The sequence below is a fragment of the Fusibacter bizertensis genome (genome assembly GCF_029914245.1).
GTDB lineage: Bacteria > Bacillota > Clostridia > Peptostreptococcales > Acidaminobacteraceae > Fusibacter_C > Fusibacter_C bizertensis.
The window spans coordinates 295,417-313,702 of record NZ_JARYZI010000003.1; the positions used below are offsets into that span (position 1 = coordinate 295,417).

Sequence of the window (18,286 nt, forward strand, 5' to 3'; positions counted from 1 at the left end):
TTTCTTACGATTTATTATGCAATTTGCACAGTTTTTTGACTTCCAGTTGTATCCATGTAATTCCATTGCTATAATAGGTGTATTAAGGAAGTGGAGACTATATGGATAAGAAAAAGCCATCAACGGAAATCTTAGCAGAAAGTTTGATTAAAAGTTCGGATATAGACGCTTTTTTAGATACGCACAGCCACAGTGTAGTTGCAGAGAATTTTAACGATTATCTCTATCATTTAGTGGAAGTACGAGATATGAAAATATCCGACTGCTTAAGGCTCTCTATGATCAGTGAATCCTATGGTTATCAATTATTTAATGGCAAGCGACAACCTTCAAGAACTAAAGTTTTACAGCTAGCGCTTGGGCTTGGACTTGCTCTTGATGAAACCAATAGGTTACTTAAACTCGCTGAAAAATCTGAACTATATGTTAAAGATCAACGCGACGCAGTTGTCATGTTTGCACTTAACAAAAATTGGTCTCTTTTTGACACTGAGGCACTCTTAAACGAGCGTGGTTTACCATCTATTGTGAAAGCTAAGGATTGATTTAAAAGTAAAAATTTCATGAATGAGTAAAAGCTGACTTCTATAAACAAAAGTCAGCTTTTTTACGTTATTTTCAAATGCAATTGTTTTAAAATTGACTTTCATCTTTTTTGTAAAAGTCAAATTTTGGTTCTATAAATTTCAGTTTATGTGTTTCAGGAGTATCCATATGCGCTGTTACGTCATCAAAGATATGTTCCCATGACCACAGTGTTTCGTTTAAATTCAGGTATTCTCTTACAAATTCTGATGTTGATGGTGTAATAGGATGAAGTAAAGTTAAAATAGATTTTGCTGCATATATAGCATCTGCTACAACTTGAGCCCTTAATTCATCACTATCGTGATCATCAGCTTGTTTCATATATTTTGACCAATACTTACTGACGCTACGAATTACGTCATCGATGGTATAGATTACAAGATGAAACTCTTGTCTTGCCATATTATGCTCATAATCGTAAATCGCTTTGTGAAGAATATCTTTAATTTCTTCTCTGACCTCAACTTTTGGCACAACAGAATCAAAATACTTTTGAGCCGTATAAAAACATGAACGCAACAAACGATTGTAGACATTTGTCAATAAATTGCCATCTTTTAATACGACATCTGGCGCATCTTCAGGACAATTTGGGTCAAATGGTTTTGGACTAAAACTCACTGATTTTTTTGATAAACCAAGGCTTAAAAAGTGCATTCTCAGTTGATCTTTGGTATAGTGATTTAAAAGTTCATCAGCCATTGGAGGTTTTACTTCACTAGAACTACTTGCTTTTGAATCTAAGAATAGCAAATGGCAGTTTGCCACAAGTTGTGGAAAATTAACATCTTCTATACTACGTCCATCATCAGGGCGAATACCTAGATAAGCCATCAACATGCCCATCTCAGCAACCCCATAAAAATAAATATTATCTTCCCCGATAAACTGATACACTTTTGAATCTTTATCCAACCACCACTTCGACCAATCAGAACTCGGTTGATTAAGGCTATTAAGATAAGTTATCGTAAAAGAAATTGGTGCCCACAGTGACTCAGGCCACACCCAAAATGTTAGGTCATCTAAACCCTCGCGTGACGGTACAGGAACACCCCAGTCGATATTGCCTGATAGTCTAAATGGTACTAGTGTCTTTCCAGTTCTATAACGAATACCTTCAGTATCTAGCTTTACACGTGCTAAATCTCTATTTTCAAGTGCTTCAAATACATATGTCACTGATGGTTTTTTGCCATCATCCTGAATTTCATTTGCACCTAAATCAATTTCCTTGGAGATCAGTTCTTCATGGTCTTTACGTTTTACATATATGACTGGTGTTTTCAAAAATTCTTCAATTGTATTAATTACATTTGGACGTACATGTCTCTCTTTTCGCATCTTTGTAACCATATCGTTTAAGTGCTCTCTGTATGCATCCAATATAAAATACCAATTGTTCACATCCTTCAGTACAGGTTTTTCACCTGACAAAATACTAACAGGATCGATTAATTCATCTTGCATATACTGATGTCCCAGTGCACATTCATCTGCATACGCTTTATCTGATTTACATCCGTCTACAGGACATTTCCCAACAACTTGACGACCATTTAGATAAACATTTTCTATTGGATCAAAAAACTGTGGAGATGACATCACATTAAGCGTTTCCTGTTCGTAAAGCGCATTAAATAGTGTTTCAGATACTTTGTTATGCACTTTTGCACTTTCTCCAAAAGCTGATGCTCCATATAAACTTGGTTGAACATCATAGGACTTAAGTACATTTGTTTGAAGATTATAAAAGCGGTAGACATAGTCTTCCATGCTAATGTCTTCTCCACTTTCTTCAATATGCTTTTTATAGCTTGCTAAGATTGGTGAGCCATAGCAGTCAGTGCCTGATACAAATATGACATTGTCTGCCCCAATTCTGTCCTTTAAAAATCTAGTAAACGTGTCGGCATGTATAAACACGCCACCGATGTGTCCAAAGTGAAGCGGCTTATTACCATATGGCATACCTGCAGTAATCACTGCCCTCTTTGGGAACTCTGGCCTTGGCCTTTTTGGTGTATACATAAAATCCTCCTATTTATCTCACTTTATAACAAAAAATAAACCCCTACAGTCATCATGACCATAGGGGCGATAATCTCGCGGTGCCACCCTAATTCGCTAAAAAGCCTCATCAGCATAGTGCTAAGTTCTATAACGGGAACTCCCGATATTTCATCACAATTGATCCGAAATATAGCTCCGAGTCTTGTTTCATAAAGTCAATATCGATTCCTTCTCAGCTAGCGGAATTCTCTGTGCGAATTATACTCTACTACTCTTCTCTTCACGGCTTTTGATGATGAAAGTATATGCGTTTTAGTCACATTTGTCAAGTATGCCTATTTTTTATCATAATTCTAACCCAATTCCAATTTTTATATGTTAATAATATATATAGTAGAAAAAAATATTAACCAAATCTAAGGAGTCTTATATGTTGCTGGTGTCAAGGTTCAACACATCCATTGATGAATATCTGTCAAGTTGGGATAAATTAAATAAAATAACAAGATCTCTTAAGCCTATATCTGTCCTAAAACGCTATTATCATTTTTATATCATTAGAAAGCAATTGATTAAGATTTCAAAAAGTGAGCTGTCTAGGCCCGTTGCAAATTCAGACTATGATTTGACTAAGTTCAAAGATGACCCTGAGATTGATAGACTTATTCGATTATGGTTGCAATTTGACATAGGCGAAATGGATGATTCATTAAAAGGCAACTATATTGAAGCAACTGAAGCATTTATCTCCAGAGTTCGACTAAAATGGCCACAAATGGACAATGAGAGTATATTTCAAGCACTTAGAAATGTTTGGATTATGATCGCAATACAAATGATGTGTGATCATAAAATCGAACTTACAGATGCGATGTTTGCTTATAGTATGCTTTATCCACTTACAGACAATGTACTCGATGATTCAACATTATCTAAGCAAGAAAAATTTCAGTTCATTGAAGCTCTAGGCAATAGACTCAATGGGATAACAGGTAATGAAACTTCTCCCCAATACACTGATGTCTATGATATGGTTTCTCTTATTGAATCTCAATACAGCAGAGAACAATATCCATTGGTATATGAAAGCTTATGCCTTATTCATGCATGTCAAAAGGAAAGTATGAAGCAACAATACAGCCAACTTGATATCAGTCAAATCAGCAAAATTTCTTTTGAAAAAGGTGCCTCATCTGTTATAGCTGATGGCTATCTTGTATTAGGAAAGCTTGACACAGATCAATTTGATTTTCTTACTGGCTATGGGATTGTCCTACAACTTGCCGATGATTTGCAGGATATGACTTCTGATGCATTTGTCTCACACCGAACTTTGTTTAGTTTTGGCCAGACTAGAGAAACTTTGGCAGAAAATGTTGAAAAACTATGTCTACTGTCTAGTAATGTATTATTAAACATCCCTACTCAAAATATAAAATTAAAATCAAACCTCACCCTTCTTCTTGAAAAAAGTATGAACTTTCTGATTACAGATGCCATACAGATGCATCGCAATTCATTTGATAAGTCTTATATTAGAAAAATATCAAAAAATCATTTTACCGGATTAACGCATCATAGTCGTTTAAAAAAGATAGGTGAAGAAATGGTGGCACGTTGGGTATAAAAAAACCATGTATTTACATTATACATGGTTTTTAAACCGTACATCTCTACGGTAATATGCGATTGACTGAAGTGTATAATTTGTACCAATCTTCTCTAGAAATATTTACATTAGAAGCTTGGCAGATTGCTTCTAAATTTTCTTGAGATGTGGTCCCAGCTATAGCTTGCATGCCGGCAGGATGTCTCAATATCCACGCAGTTGCCACTGCCGCTTTGGTAAGCCCATATTTTTGCCCTAAACGTTCAAGCATATCATTAAGCTCAGAGTAATCTTTATGATTGATATATGTCCCTTCTTCCCAAGAAGCTTGAAGAATAGACCAACACTGTATTGTGATATTGTTCAAACGGCAATAATCCAACACACCACCATCATGATCTAGAGATGGCATCTCTTTCATATTAGCGTGTATGCCTGCGTCTATCATGGATGCATGCACCACATTGAACTGTAGTTGATTAAAAATAAGCGGATATTGCGAATTTTTTTGAATTAAAGCGACTTGTCCAGGTGTCATATTTGAAACGCCAAAAGTCTTGACCATACCTAGTTTATACAAGGTTTCGAAAGCTTCTCCAATTTCTACTGGGTCCATAAGTGCATCAGGACGATGAAGCAAAAGTACATCAAGATAATCTGTGTTTAAACGTTTCAAGCTAGCTTCAACTGAACTAATTATATGCGCTTTAGAGAGATCATAGTAACCTTTTCGGATACCACACTTAGATTGAATCAACATCTTCTCTCTCCACTCAGGTCTTTTTTTAAGGACTTCACCGAATAATTGTTCTGATCTACCTGATGCATAGATATCTGCATGATCAAAAAAATTGATTCCTAAGTTAAATGCCTTTTCTATTAAGCCTTCTAACGCCTCTATTGAGAGCTCACCCATGCGCATACAGCCCATGGCAATTACAGAAACTTCTGTATCTAATCCCATTATTTTTTTATATTTCATATTGCCTCCAACTTTTTATCATATGAAATTATATCACACTTCTCTCATTGCTTTAAGGTTACTTTAAGTTAAACCTATTATAATTAGTTCAGTGTCTTAGACACGGGAAACTAATATCTTTAATACGTCAGCAGAATCAATAACTTCCCGCCCAATCAAATGAAACATAGGCAAATTATCTGTGGGACAAACAACTGTTGTACAGCTGAAAACAATGATGTCCACATTGTACTAAATGGTACAGGATTACTTTTAGTTATCGATAACTATGATGCAAAGGTGATGCGCTTAAAAGGAAAGATTCGGTTTCTATTAAAAATGCGAGTTGCGCAGTAGAAGTTATTGGTAGTAAACCTACTAGACCCAAATTTATTTAAAAGATAACCACACTAACTAAAAAGATGTACATCACGATCAAAGGACAAAATGTCCAAATTTCATGATGTACATCTTTTTTGGAGCTGATAGTGAGACTTGAACTCACGACCTGCGCATTACGGGTGCGCTGCTCTACCACTGAGCCACATCAGCATACTATACTCATAATTTACGCCTTATGATCAATCCTTGTCAAGTATTTAAAAGCTTTTAATGTTGTGATACAATAATACATACTTAAAGTTGGAGGTATTATGAAGATACTGGCAATTTCAGATATAGAAAGTAGATACTTAGTGGATTACTTTGATCCAAGTCGCTTTAAAGATATTGATCTTATCTTGTCTGCAGGTGATTTAAAAGCGCATTATTTATCATATATTGTAACGATGATTAACAAACCATTACTCTATGTACATGGCAATCACGACAGAACTTTACTTAGAGAACCTGCTGAAGGATGCGAATGTATTGATGATAAAGTATATGAATTCAATGGACTTAGAATTGCTGGTCTAGGTGGTTGTATGACTTACAACGGTGGACCATTACAGTTTACCGATCTAGAAATGTCGCGAAGAATTTCTAAAAATAAGTTTAAATACAGAAAAGGGATCGATATCTTATTGACACATGCCCCAGTGTTTGGGATTGGTGATGGAAAAGATCAAGCGCATACGGGTTATAAAAGCTTTTTTAAGCTTCTAGACAAGTATGCGCCTGCTGTTATGATACACGGTCACCAACACTTGAATTATGGTATTTGTGAACGTGAGCATCAATATAATGAAACTAGAATAATCAATGCATTTGACTATAAAATTATTGAACTATGATTTTTACATTATCTGCAAACCATTCCATACTCATGATTTCTTCTGGAGTGGGGATAACGTCTTTTTCAATTTGAAGTTGTCCGTTGTTATCATATACAGGACCAATGAAAGGGTGATATTGTTCAGACATAATCATCTCTTTCATTAATTTCAAGAGTTTAACTGTATCGCGGGGAATTAATTCCTCTGCTGCATATAAATCAATAACACCTACATCAAGTCCCCACCAAAAATTGATGATTCTTTGCGATTGATTTGTGCTTGCCAGCATGCGCTGATAAGTACCATTTAGCATACTAGAAATCATCTTCTCATAAAACTTACCCCATTTCCAAATAGGAGCTGCGAGATAGTTGTTTGGCAATTTAGTTTCTGGGTTGATATCGCATAACATCGCATATACACCATAATCCCAGGTTACTTCTCTAGGTACAATTAGATTTTTATTACTAATCATATCTGCACCCATCTCAATTAGTTTTTCACTGATATTTGTACTCTTTTTCGGATTATTCCATTCGCCTGTCCATGCAACCAGTACCTCTGCTTTGGGATTTACTAGTTTGGCTCCAATTGCGAAAGCATTGATTGAACTGATCACTTCTGGGCTGGCATCTGTAGCAGTATAACCAATTAAATTAGAAGTAGTCATGGCACCAGCAATAATACCCGCTAAAAATCTTGGTTCGTAAGTTCGTCCAAAATAATTTGACATATGAACATATGGTCTATTCCCTGAACAACTAAAAAACTTTACTTTTGGCAGTTCAATTGCACATTTTAAAGTTGCTTTTCTAAAAACCTCACTAGTTGTAAAGATTACATCGTAGTTACCATCTTCAGCAAATGACTTGATAACCTCATAGGCACTATCATCTTCTGGAACGTTATCAATAACCCCAGTTGTAATTTGATCTTTAAAAACTTCTTCTACATAATTTTTACCCAAATCATGAGAATATGTCCAACCTGAACTTTGAGTGTTTCTCGCATAGACAAATCCAACCTTGATTTTTTTAGGTGCAATAAAAGAGGTTAACGCATCAAAAATTGTTGCCTTTTCCATATCATCAGCATTGGTTACAATGTCTAATTCTTCCTCTTCTTCTCCATAATTTGTGAGTTCTTTAATCAAACTCGGCATAATTGCCCTAATTTGTTGTTCATCTAAATAATCAGGGATTTTATACAGTTTAGCATAAAGGAGAAAAGCATCACCTGTTGTCATTGGAAGTGCTTCTCCACCTGCTTCCAAATAAATCGTTCTAAAAGGGTGATATACATACTTTTGAAAATGAATGTATTTGTTTTCTGGAAGAATATCAGCTGGCGCATATTCCTCCAAATAGGATAATAGCCTTTTGAATCGTCTTGGTTTACTTAACCAGATAGACACGAGTTTAGTCACATCAAAGAACTCTAAGAAGGCATAATAATTAACAATATCCTCATCATCAGGATCAAATTTTGGAATTAATCTGATAATCTCAGCTTGAACAGTAACCGCATCAAAATATTTAAGTACACTGACGCGTTTATTGCCTTCCATTACATAATAAAAATTTAGATACTCATAAACTTTTATTGAATCTCTAATGCCCTCTTCCAAATGTGCTCTACAAACCTCGATCCATTTCAATCCAAACTCACTTGTATCTGATTCAAGGGGTAAAAAACTCTTAGAAAATAGCATCCGCCGAGCATGATAATAAGTTCCTACTACTTTATGAAGCGGGATTTCATAATTTCCCAAAGACACGGTGCCTACGATATCTACATCTTTTAAAAGTCCATCAAGTGAACTTAAGTGCCCCGATTTACCTCGGGCTTTAAATCTATTGTATTCTTTTTTTCCTTTTGATTTGGCATCTTCATAATATTCGCGAAGTGTCATTGTCATTGCCATAATAGCCACCTCCGTAATTGGGCTTTATAAATTGGTTGCTAGTAAATAACCCATGTAAACTACATAAAACAATATAAAAACAGCGCCTTCACCACGAACTATCTTGTTGTTCGTCCTAGAAAAGATAAATAAAACAACTGTCAAAATAATATTGATAAAAAGTTCCATGATTAGCTTAGGCTCTACAACAATTGAGTGTATCGACGCCGAAATTCCTAAAACAAAAAGCACATTGAAAATATTGCTTCCTATTATATTTCCAACAGCGATATCTGTATTCTTTTTTCTTGCAGCTGTAATACTTGTTATAAGCTCTGGTAACGAAGTACCTATCGAAACAATTGTAAGACCTATAATCGTTTGACTAATACCAAAACTCGTAGCAATTTTCACACTACTACTAACGACAAGTTCCCCACCTATAATTATACCCGCCATTCCACCAAGTGTATAAACTAAGTTGGGGCCAAGTTTTAAAGATTCTCTATGAGATTCTGGTAGAAAATTATCCTGAGGCTCTTTGCTATTAAGTGCAGCTTCTACAATGTAGTATAAAAACACTGTAAAAAAAAGTAGTAATATAATACCGTCAGATTGGCTAATCACCATCTGTTTTGTACCATTTAATATTGAATCATTTGCAAGGACCAAAAGCGCTACACCCCCTAAAAGTGTAAAGGGGATTTCTTTTCTTATGGTTTGTTTTTGAACACTAAGCGCACTCAAAAATGATGTGATCCCTATAATCACAGATATGTTAAAAATATTACTTCCAAGAACATTTCCCAGTGAAATTCCATTACTTCCTTTGAGTGCAGCACTTATACTAACTGCTGCTTCAGGGGCAGAAGTACCAAAAGCTACTATCGTCAATCCAATTATAATTGGAGGAATTCTATAATACTTCGCAATTCCTGAAGCACCATCTACAAAATAATCTGCGCCTTTTATCAATAGTAAAAAGCCTAGGATTAGCAAAACATACATCATCAAATTATACTCCTTCAAAATAAATAATATAATTACTGTACACACATTTGCTGATGTAATCAAGTATATTTTCAATAAACTAACATTTGTAACACAAATTTCACGATTGCCAATGCTTTGATTTTAGTACATTTTCCTTATATTTTGATATACCACCGGCTGCTAATTTCAAACAATGACTAAGCTGACACATGTTAACTAAATAAAATTTAGTGTGTTATGTAAATATTATTAGGGTATAAATATCGCGGAGTATATACTCAAAAAAGAAAGACAGGTGGTATTTATATGGATTTATTGACTTTAGCACGTTTGCAGTTTGCAGCAACGACCATTTATCACTTTTTATTTGTACCGCTTACACTTGGACTATCATTTATAGTTGCTTGGATGCAGTACAAATATTACAAAACCAAAGATAAAGGGTGGGATACTTTAACAAGGTATTTCGGAACGCTGTTTCTTATCAACTTTTCACTTGGTGTTGTTACAGGGATTGTTCAAGAGTTTCAGTTCGGTATGAATTGGTCAAATTATTCTAGGTTCGTAGGAGATGTTTTTGGAGCACCACTTGCTATCGAAGCATTGGCTGCCTTCTTCCTTGAATCAACTTTCTTAGGACTATGGATTTTCGGACGAGATAAACTCTCCCCCAAATTACACCTAGCAACTATATGGATTGTTGCTATTGCTGCCTCAATATCTTCACTATGGATTATTATTGCAAATTCTTTTATGCAAGCACCTACAGGGTTTGTTTTAAGAGAAAGTGCATTTGGCCCTCGCGCTGAGATGACAAACTTTTTTGAACTCATCTCCAACCCGCATGTTTGGGTCCAATTTCCACATGTTTTAGCTTCTGGTTTTGCAACAGGTGCTATTTTCGTTCTAGCAATTAGCGCCATCAATTTACTAATTAATAAGAAAAACGATGTATTTAAAAGACTCATCAGACCCGTTGCATTGTTTGCATTAATTGCACTTTTGGTATCCGTCTGGGCAGGTGATGGTCAAGGCAAATACATTGCAAAATATCAACCTATGAAAATCGCTACTTCTGAAGCACTGTGGGATACAACTGAACAAGCACCGTTTAGCATTTTCTCGATCATTGATGAAAAAAGAAAAACCAATGGGATCTCTCTTGAAATCCCGTATGGTTTAAGTATACTTGCATTTAACGATCCAAACGCAACTGTTAGAGGTATCAACGATTTACAAGCAGAATATGAACAAACTTATGGTCCTGGAGATTACACCCCTCCGGTTACGCTCATGTACTATAGTTTTAGAATAATGGTATATGCCGGTAGTTTCATGTTATTGATCATGTTAATGACAGTCATCTTTGCAAAAAAATTGACAGGGCATGCTTGGTTTTATATCCTTTTAGCAGTTTTACTGCCACTTCCTTATCTTTGTAACACATTTGGATGGATCTTTACAGAAGTTGGCCGACAACCATGGGTTGTACAAGGCTTGTTAACGCTACAAGATGGTTTAACAACTGCAAGTTCAGTAGGAACAACTTCTATGCTAATAAGTTTAATCGGATTTGTAATACTCTATGGTATATTGGCATTAATTGATGTCACCTTGATGGTGAATTATATTAAAAAAGGCTTTGCTGATATTGATGAATCTGTAAAATCCGAAAGTGAGGTGCTAATCACATGGTAAATTTGACTAATTTATGGTTTCTTTTAATAGGCATTCTATTTACTGGCTTCATTTTTTTAGAAGGATTTGATTTTGGCGTTGGCATCCTACTGCCTTTTGTAGCAAAGGGTGACGAACAAAGACAAATCGCCATTGGGACAATAGGTCCTGTTTGGGATGGAAATGAAGTTTGGCTACTTACAGCTGGCGGTGCAATGTTTGCAGCCTTTCCATATTGGTATGCTACAATGTTTAGTGGCTTTTATCTAGCTCTATTTATAGTACTCGCAAGTTTAATTGTGCGTGGTGTTACCTTTGAGTTTAGGAATAAAAGTGATTCGCGATTTTGGCGAGATAACTGGGATACTGCACTTTCTCTTTCCAGTTTAATCAATGCGATCTTACTACCTGTTGCTTTTGCAAATCTTATAGGAGGTACGCCTATAGAAATAGCTAATGGCAAATTGGAATACGTAGGTGGTTTTTGGGACCTTTTAACACCTTTTACACTTGCTGCTGGCCTTTATGGCTGCTTGTTTATTGTATTTCACGGCGCTGTATATTTAGCCAATAAATCGAGTGGCGTCGTAGAGACAAACAGTTTGAAAATTGGGAAAAAACTAGGTATTTTTGCATTAATTGCATACGTACTCTTCATTGTGACCGCTTATGTATCTCTAAAAGGCACATCTCTACTTTCAGGAATCATACTGATTAGTTCTGGTATCATATTAATTATATCCTATTTAATGTTTAGAAGTGGTAAAATCAAGATAACGCTACTGCTAAACTTTCTAGTGATTGCTTTAACTATGACTGCTCTTTTCACAGGATTATTTCCTAATGCGATGATTTCAAGTTTAGGCAGTGCCAACAATTTAACCTTAATTGATGCTGCATCAAGTGATTATACACTTAAAGTAATGAGTGTTATTGCACTTACACTACTCCCTTTTATCCTAGCTTATCAATACTGGACTTTTAGGGTTTTTAAAGCGCGTATGACATTAAAAGATGTAAACTACTAAATTATATCGAGGCAATATGATAGATAAATTCTTGATACAAAAGATAAAATCAATAAAAAAGTACATTGTTTTCAACGGTTTATTAGCGTTACCTTTAGCAGTGCTTGCCATCGCGCAAGCGCTGCTAATTTCAAGTGTCATCAACAGAGTCTTCCTAAAGGGACTTCCTATACAGTCAGTTTTATCACCGCTTGGACTACTGTTTATGGTTTTGCTGTTAAGACCCTTCTTCCAAGGAGTTTTTGAGTGGTATAATAGGAAACAAACTTCAGCTGCCAAATTTTCTCTTAGAACTGAACTCACATCAATGGTAGAGGGATTAGATGATATAGAAGATGATGATCAACCTATCTCAGGACTGATAACAACACTTGCAACAGAAGGTGTTGAAAGTACTGATGCCTATTATGCTGAATTTTTACCTCACCTTATATTTATGCTCATAAACGCTACTCTTATATTGGCTTATACACTTTATCTCGATTGGATCTCTGGTCTAATCATGATGGTTACAGCCCCCTTGATTCCAGTATTTATGATCCTTATCGGTAAAAATGCAGAAGGAGAAAACCAAAAGCAATGGCTCACTTTAAAAAGGATGAATGGTCATTTACTTGATCTACTAAAGGGAATGCCCACTATACGGTATTTTCAAAAAGAGAAAGTTCAAGCACAAAATGTCAGCCGAATTAGTGAGGCTTATAGAAAGCAAACATTTAATTTAATGAAGATTACTTTTCTCTCTGCACTTGCACTTGAACTTTGCACAACGATTAGCACTGCTGTTATTGCCGTATCTCTTGGTTTAAGACTTCTATATGGTGAGCTGTCTTTTGCTCCTGCTTTAGCTGTATTGTTATTGACACCAGAGTTTTTCCAACCATTACGACAACTTGGACTGAAATTTCATAGTTCGATGAATGCCAAAAACATCTCTAGTGAGTTTAAAACTTTAATTGCGACTTACACGCAAAATCACACAATAAATATAGACAATATCATCTCAAAGCATAAGGATTCTGGTACTGAAAACCTCAACATCAATGATCATACACCGCTCTTCGAATTAGATAACATTTCATTTTATTATGTGCAAGATATACCAATTATATCAAATTTATCTTTGGCAATTCCTAATAGACAAATATTTGGAGTTGTTGGAAAAAGTGGTGTTGGAAAGACCACTTTGCTTAAATTATTATTAGGTGAACTCACACCAAAAGAAGGAACAATCTATTTCAAAGATAAACATTTATCTGATTATAATGAGTCCACATTAATCAACTCCATGACATATATGCCCCAAAAAAGTAACCTATTAAGTGGGACCCTTTTATATAATTTAAAACTTGATGCACCAAATATTAATGAAGAAATGATTACTAAATATAGTAAACTAACTGGTCTTGATGCAGTGATCAATCGTCTTCCACTTGGACTTATGACCTGTGTTGGTGAAGGTTTTCAACCACTAAGTGGTGGTGAAAAGCAACTAGTTGCTCTTACAAGGGCTTGCCTACGAGAAACTGAAATCATTCTTCTTGATGAACCAACAAGTGCACTTGATAAAACATGTGAACAACAGGTTCTTATGGCATTAAAACGCATCTCATACATGAGAACACTGGTGATTGCAACGCATAATATAACGACCTTATCACTTTGCCATGATACCGTATCGCTTGATGGAGGTGCGTATGAAAACCGTTAACCCTCTAAAAGCGTTATATTCACTTTTATTTATTAAACATCGAAAACCACTTATTTATGCTACTTTTTTTTCCGTATTAACTGTACTTTTTTCCACTGGATTAATGGCTTTTTCTGCATACATCATTTCTTTTTCAGCACTGATGCCATCCATAGCAGAAATCATGCTTGCTATAACAATCGTGCGATTTTTAGGTATTGGACGTGCAGTTTTCCGTTATGTCGAAAGACTTCTATCGCATAATGCAGTTTTTTTATACCTTAGTCAATTGCGTATAAAGCTGTACCAAAGCGTCAGCAGACTTTCTGGTGAAATGATCACTAATCTCAACCGAAAAAATGCTTTTCACCTTCTAACCTTAGACATAGAAACTTTACAAGATTATTTTCTGAGAGGTATTTTACCTTTATTGAGTTCTATTTTGATCTGGTTAATTGCAACAGTTGGTTTATGGCAACTCCATAAAATACAAGCACTGCTCTTTTTTGTGTTTTATCCGATTTCAACTATAGGGGTTGCTTGGATCATCAATCGTATCACCAAAAGTACTTCACACCAATTTACAATGGCAAAAAAGGTGTATCATTCAGACTTTTCCAGTTATGTTGATTTCCATAGTTTGCTAAAATGGCATGGTACTAAACTAGCTAAACGTAACGCCGTCAACAAACAAGCTCAGCAAACAGAACAAATATGTACAGCGATGAATCAAGTAAATATTATTTCAAGCAATTTGCAACAAATATTGATCAATTTACACATCTTAATCTTGATTATTGTAGGGATCATACTCATTCAAAATAAGGCACTTGACGGCGTTTGGTTAGCTACATTTGTATTAGCCACTTTTAGTTTGTATGAAGCAGCACCTACTGTACTTAATTTTTTTATAAAAACTGATGCATGTGTTGTAAGTGCTGCCAATATCGTTTCTTTTACTTCTAGTGAACCTAATCCACCAAGCGCATCAAACAATCATGCTTTTAAAATTTTGAGGGATGAAGAGGATCAACTAAGTTCAATTCATTATGATACAATTGATTTTAATTATAAACATTCTGATTTCAAAATAAATTTTCCGAGTTTCACTTTAGAAACAGGTAAGCACATTGCAATTGTAGGACCTTCTGGTTCTGGTAAAAGCACTTTGGCAGCTCTGCTTTGCGGATTTTATGATGAAGCAAATTATCATGATCTTGCTGAATATTTTAGTGTTGTAAATCAAGACATCTATCTCTTTAACGATCGATTTATCTCAAACTTATTTGTTAAAGAAGATCATCCAGACCTTAACATGTCATTAGAACGCTCTGGCCTTGATCCAGTTTTCTGGACTGATACAAACCCATGGATTGGAGAAGATGGTGTACGCCTTTCTGGAGGTCAAAGACAACGCTTAGGACTCGCAAGGGCACTTTTAAGAGACAAACCTTTTTTAATACTTGATGAAGCTTTCTCAGGTCTTGAACGCGAGAAAGAAAATGAAATTATGCACAATCTACTTGAAAGTACAAACCATACACTTATATGGATCACACACCGTCTCACAGGCATGGAACAGATGAAAGATATCTATGTCATGGACCAAGGCAACCTGGTCTCTAGAGGAACACATGAGCACCTTCTAAGGACATGTCCACTCTATCAATCTATGCTAAATAAATAAATTTTAGAGCACACTATAAAATAAGCGCCTACAAGTTTAATTGTAAGCGCTTATTTTGTATGATTACTTATAAATGACGTTTGGAAGCCACAAACTTAAGCTAGGAAACAACGTAATTATAATCAGGATTACCATAGATATTGCTATAAAAGGCAATACAGATTTACTTATAAATGATAATGGTTTGTTTGTTATGCCCGAAGCTACAAATAAATTGAGTCCAAATGGCGGTGTAAACATCCCAATCGCACAATTGACAGTGATAACAATCCCTAAGTGGATTGGATCAATTCCCACTCGAGTGGCAATGGGATAAATTAGAGGTACTAAGATCATTATTAGCGACGCGCCATCAATAAACATCCCACCCACTAAAAAGATCACATTCATCATCATCAAAATCACCAAAGGGTGTGAGCTAAACTGAAGCATGCTACTCGCAAGGAGCGTCGTCGCACCTTCTGAAGTCAGTAGCCATGCAAAAATTGAAGCTGCGGAAAGTAATATCATGACCTGTGCAGTTGTTACAGACGACCTAACAAACATTTGGGTTATGCTTTTGACTGTCATCTCTCGATAAATAATAAGTGCTACAAAGAGTGCATAGAAAACAGCAACTGCAGATGCTTCAGTCGGAGTGAAAATTCCACTATAGATTCCGCCTAATATGATGATCGGTATTCCCATCCCCCAAGCAGCATCTTTAAGCGCCTTAATTTTTTCTTTTATCGTATACGTTTGCGTCGTAATCACCGCTTTATGTTTTTTGCCATATAGAAATGCATACAGGATAAAACCCAGTGAAAATACAACTCCTGCCCCGAACCCCGACATAAACAAAGCACCAACTGATGCACCTGTTATCGCACCATAGACGATCATCGTCACAGAAGGTGGAATAATAATACCAAGTGATCCTGAAGCAGTTACGATTCCCGCGGAGAAGTGTTCACCATATTTTTTTTCTAGTAATGCAGGATAAAGTAACGCACCCACTGAGATAACAGTAGCCGGTGCTGACCCTGAAATTGCACCAAAGAACATACTTGCGAGCACAACTGTCATTGCAAGTCCACCAGGTAATTCACCCACCAATATATTAGCAAGCTTTATGATTCGTTTTGAAATGCCACCATAACTCATTACATTTGCTGCTAAGATAAAAAAAGGAATAGACATCAGCGAAAATTTATTGATGCCTGCAAACATTCTCTGAATGACAATCATAAGTGGAATATCACTGAAAAGCGCAAAAACAACCGTTACTGTACCTGCCAGCGCAACATATATTGGCGTCGTCATTAGCATCATTGCAAGCAGTAAAACAAATACAAAAGCAATCATGTCTTTCTCCTTAAAAGTTGTATAAATCTATAACTGGTCAGCAAGCCCCCCATGGGAACCGCACTATAAACGGTCCACATGGGAAGTTGTAGTGATGGACTAACTTGTCCAAGTTTATAGGTTTCTACCGTAAGTTGACCTCCAAATACAATCAAGAACACGCTAAATAATAGTGCCAATAAAATGCCAGTCTTCTCTACAAAGACTTTAGCTTTACGATTTTTCAAAAGTTCCATCACAATCCCCACAGATAAATGTTCGCCTTCTCTTATCACTACACTTGCACCGATAAAAGTTAGCCAAACAATAGCAAATCTCGCATATTCTTCAGCCCATATCAAACCGGATTTAAATATATACCGTAATACAATATTGACCATAAGTGCTAGGACACTAGACAACAGTGCACCTACGATTATTGTATTTTCAACTTTAGCAAGAATTTTGTCCAACATATCCACCCCTAACTTTTTATTTAATCCTCACTCATATTATTTTTGCTGGGCATCTTTTATCGCTTGATCCAATTGGTCCATCAAATCAGCTCCCAAAATATGTGTATAGTCATCTTTTAAAGGCTGCCATGCGTTGATAAAAGCAGCACGCTGTGCATCATCTATTTCGTTAACCAACGTACCACTATCCTTAATCGTCTGAAGATAGACTTCTTCACTGGCAATTGTTTCTTCGCGCTCTACTTTAGCAGCATTCATTGCTGCTGATTCGACGATCTCTTGATCTGTTTCTGATAAACCATCCCAAAAATCTTTACTGAGTAAAAACGCGTAAGCAAGATAACCGTGATTACTCATCGTTAAAACATCTTGTACTTCATAAAACTTCATATTAACAATTGAGACCAAAGGATTTTCTTGCATCTCTACTACGCCCTGTTGAAGCGCATTATAAGTTTCAGAGAAATCAATAGGCGTAGGATTCGCCCCTACCATTTTATACTGCTCTATGAGCATTGGACTTTCCATAACCCTTATTTTTCGGTTCATTAAGTCATTTGGACTTGATATATCAAAATTTGATGTAAATTGTTTAAATCCACTTTCCCAAAATGCGATTCCTTTAAGTTTCTTTTCCAAAAGCGATTCGAAAACCGTATTTTTAAACTCTGAATCTAATACCGCATATGCGATATCACGAGATTCAAAGATAAAAGGAAGGTCTACAATTTGGAGTTCAGGTGCAAAACCACTGAGCTTAGCGGTTGGTACTAGACCAGCTTGTAGCGTTCCTAATTGCATCATCTCAGTCACTTCCACATCACTTCCTAGCTGCCCTGCAGGAAAAATTTCCACTTTAATTCTACCCTCACTCTTTGTTTCAACCTCTGACTTAAACGCTAATGCACCAACATGTTGAGGTGTATTTTCAAGTAAGTCATGGCTTAATTTTATCGTGATGACAGATGTGTCGTTTGAACATCCCACTAACACAAAAACAGATATGCTTAAAATTAAGATCACCAAGCTATATATTCTTATATTTTTCATAAAAACCTCCTAAATAATTACTGCGTCTTCTAATTCTATTTTATGTTTTTTTTATAGTACAGTCATTGTAG

General features: G+C 35.8%; 15 protein-coding genes, 1 tRNA gene and 1 other annotated feature. Of the genes, 8 read left to right on the forward strand and 8 right to left on the reverse strand.

The window, feature by feature from the left end:
* Window positions 1–101: 101 nt before the first annotated feature.
* Window positions 102–545 carry a hypothetical protein gene (locus tag QE109_RS06545; protein ID WP_281093620.1) on the forward strand — a complete coding sequence of 148 codons (444 nt, stop codon included), beginning with the start codon at window positions 102–104 and terminating at the stop codon, window positions 543–545.
* Between the two features lie 88 nt (window positions 546–633).
* Here QE109_RS06545 and QE109_RS06550 read toward each other — a convergent pair whose 3' ends face one another.
* Window positions 634–2,619 carry a class I tRNA ligase family protein gene (locus QE109_RS06550; RefSeq protein ID WP_281093621.1) on the reverse strand — a complete coding sequence of 662 codons (1,986 nt, stop codon included), beginning with the start codon at window positions 2,617–2,619 and terminating at the stop codon, window positions 634–636.
* A gap of 59 nt (window positions 2,620–2,678) precedes the next feature.
* Window positions 2,679–2,894 (reverse strand) — a binding site (T-box leader).
* Between the two features lie 137 nt (window positions 2,895–3,031).
* Here QE109_RS06550 and QE109_RS06555 point away from each other — a divergent pair.
* Window positions 3,032–4,228: a hypothetical protein gene (locus tag QE109_RS06555; protein ID WP_281093622.1), complete on the forward strand. Its 1,197-nt coding sequence runs from the start codon at window positions 3,032–3,034 to the stop codon at window positions 4,226–4,228.
* Window positions 4,229–4,274: 46 nt separating this feature from the next.
* Here the strand turns inward: QE109_RS06555 and QE109_RS06560 are convergent, their stop codons facing one another.
* The gene (locus tag QE109_RS06560; protein WP_281093623.1) at window positions 4,275–5,192 is read right to left on the reverse strand and encodes an aldo/keto reductase; all 918 of its coding nucleotides are present in this window, start codon (window positions 5,190–5,192) and stop codon (window positions 4,275–4,277) included.
* 159 nt (window positions 5,193–5,351) lie between these two features.
* Here QE109_RS06560 and QE109_RS06565 point away from each other — a divergent pair, with 159 nt between their 5' ends.
* Window positions 5,352–5,528, forward strand: coding sequence for a hypothetical protein (locus QE109_RS06565; RefSeq protein WP_281093624.1), 177 nt, complete (start codon window positions 5,352–5,354; stop codon window positions 5,526–5,528).
* A gap of 120 nt (window positions 5,529–5,648) precedes the next feature.
* On the opposite strand, the gene QE109_RS06570 is transcribed toward QE109_RS06565, so the two are convergent.
* Window positions 5,649–5,723, reverse strand: a tRNA-Thr gene (locus QE109_RS06570).
* 101 nt (window positions 5,724–5,824) lie between these two features.
* Here QE109_RS06570 and QE109_RS06575 point away from each other — a divergent pair.
* Window positions 5,825–6,406, forward strand: coding sequence for a metallophosphoesterase family protein (locus QE109_RS06575; RefSeq protein ID WP_281093625.1), 582 nt, complete (start codon window positions 5,825–5,827; stop codon window positions 6,404–6,406).
* Here QE109_RS06575 and QE109_RS06580 read toward each other — a convergent pair.
* The gene (locus QE109_RS06580) at window positions 6,393–8,312 is read right to left on the reverse strand and encodes a BMP family ABC transporter substrate-binding protein (RefSeq protein ID WP_281093626.1); all 1,920 of its coding nucleotides are present in this window, start codon (window positions 8,310–8,312) and stop codon (window positions 6,393–6,395) included. The two genes, QE109_RS06575 and QE109_RS06580, sit on opposite strands and share 14 nt — an antisense overlap.
* Before the next feature lie 24 nt (window positions 8,313–8,336).
* Window positions 8,337–9,302: a calcium/sodium antiporter gene (locus QE109_RS06585; RefSeq protein ID WP_281093627.1), complete on the reverse strand. Its 966-nt coding sequence runs from the start codon at window positions 9,300–9,302 to the stop codon at window positions 8,337–8,339.
* A 288-nt stretch (window positions 9,303–9,590) separates the two neighbouring features.
* On the opposite strand from QE109_RS06585, the gene QE109_RS06590 reads away from it, so the two are divergent.
* From QE109_RS06590 to QE109_RS06605, 4 genes are read left to right on the forward strand one after another with little or no spacing between them, the layout of a single operon-like run.
* Window positions 9,591–10,982 (forward strand): cytochrome ubiquinol oxidase subunit I, encoded by a 1,392-nt coding sequence (locus QE109_RS06590; protein WP_281093628.1) that lies wholly within the window; start codon window positions 9,591–9,593, stop codon window positions 10,980–10,982.
* Window positions 10,976–11,989 carry a cytochrome d ubiquinol oxidase subunit II gene (gene cydB / locus QE109_RS06595; protein ID WP_281093629.1) on the forward strand — a complete coding sequence of 338 codons (1,014 nt, stop codon included), beginning with the start codon at window positions 10,976–10,978 and terminating at the stop codon, window positions 11,987–11,989. Before QE109_RS06590 ends, cydB begins: the two co-directional genes overlap by 7 nt.
* Window positions 11,990–12,005: 16 nt before the next feature.
* The gene (gene cydD / locus QE109_RS06600; RefSeq protein ID WP_281093631.1) at window positions 12,006–13,700 is read left to right on the forward strand and encodes a thiol reductant ABC exporter subunit CydD; all 1,695 of its coding nucleotides are present in this window, start codon (window positions 12,006–12,008) and stop codon (window positions 13,698–13,700) included.
* Window positions 13,687–15,366 carry an amino acid ABC transporter ATP-binding/permease protein gene (locus tag QE109_RS06605; RefSeq protein WP_281093633.1) on the forward strand — a complete coding sequence of 560 codons (1,680 nt, stop codon included), beginning with the start codon at window positions 13,687–13,689 and terminating at the stop codon, window positions 15,364–15,366. The genes cydD and QE109_RS06605 overlap by 14 nt, the downstream gene beginning before the upstream one ends.
* A gap of 63 nt (window positions 15,367–15,429) precedes the next feature.
* Here QE109_RS06605 and QE109_RS06610 read toward each other — a convergent pair whose 3' ends face one another.
* The 3 genes from QE109_RS06610 to QE109_RS06620 are packed head-to-tail and all read right to left on the reverse strand — an operon-like array spanning window position 15,430 to window position 18,215.
* Window positions 15,430–16,710: a TRAP transporter large permease gene (locus tag QE109_RS06610; RefSeq protein WP_281093634.1), complete on the reverse strand. Its 1,281-nt coding sequence runs from the start codon at window positions 16,708–16,710 to the stop codon at window positions 15,430–15,432.
* On the reverse strand, window positions 16,707–17,165 hold the full coding sequence (locus tag QE109_RS06615; RefSeq protein WP_281093636.1) for a TRAP transporter small permease: 459 nt from the start codon (window positions 17,163–17,165) through the stop codon (window positions 16,707–16,709). The genes QE109_RS06610 and QE109_RS06615 overlap by 4 nt, the downstream gene beginning before the upstream one ends.
* A 36-nt stretch (window positions 17,166–17,201) precedes the next feature.
* Window positions 17,202–18,215 carry a TRAP transporter substrate-binding protein gene (locus QE109_RS06620; RefSeq protein WP_281093637.1) on the reverse strand — a complete coding sequence of 338 codons (1,014 nt, stop codon included), beginning with the start codon at window positions 18,213–18,215 and terminating at the stop codon, window positions 17,202–17,204.
* Between the last annotated feature and the right edge of the window lie 71 nt (window positions 18,216–18,286).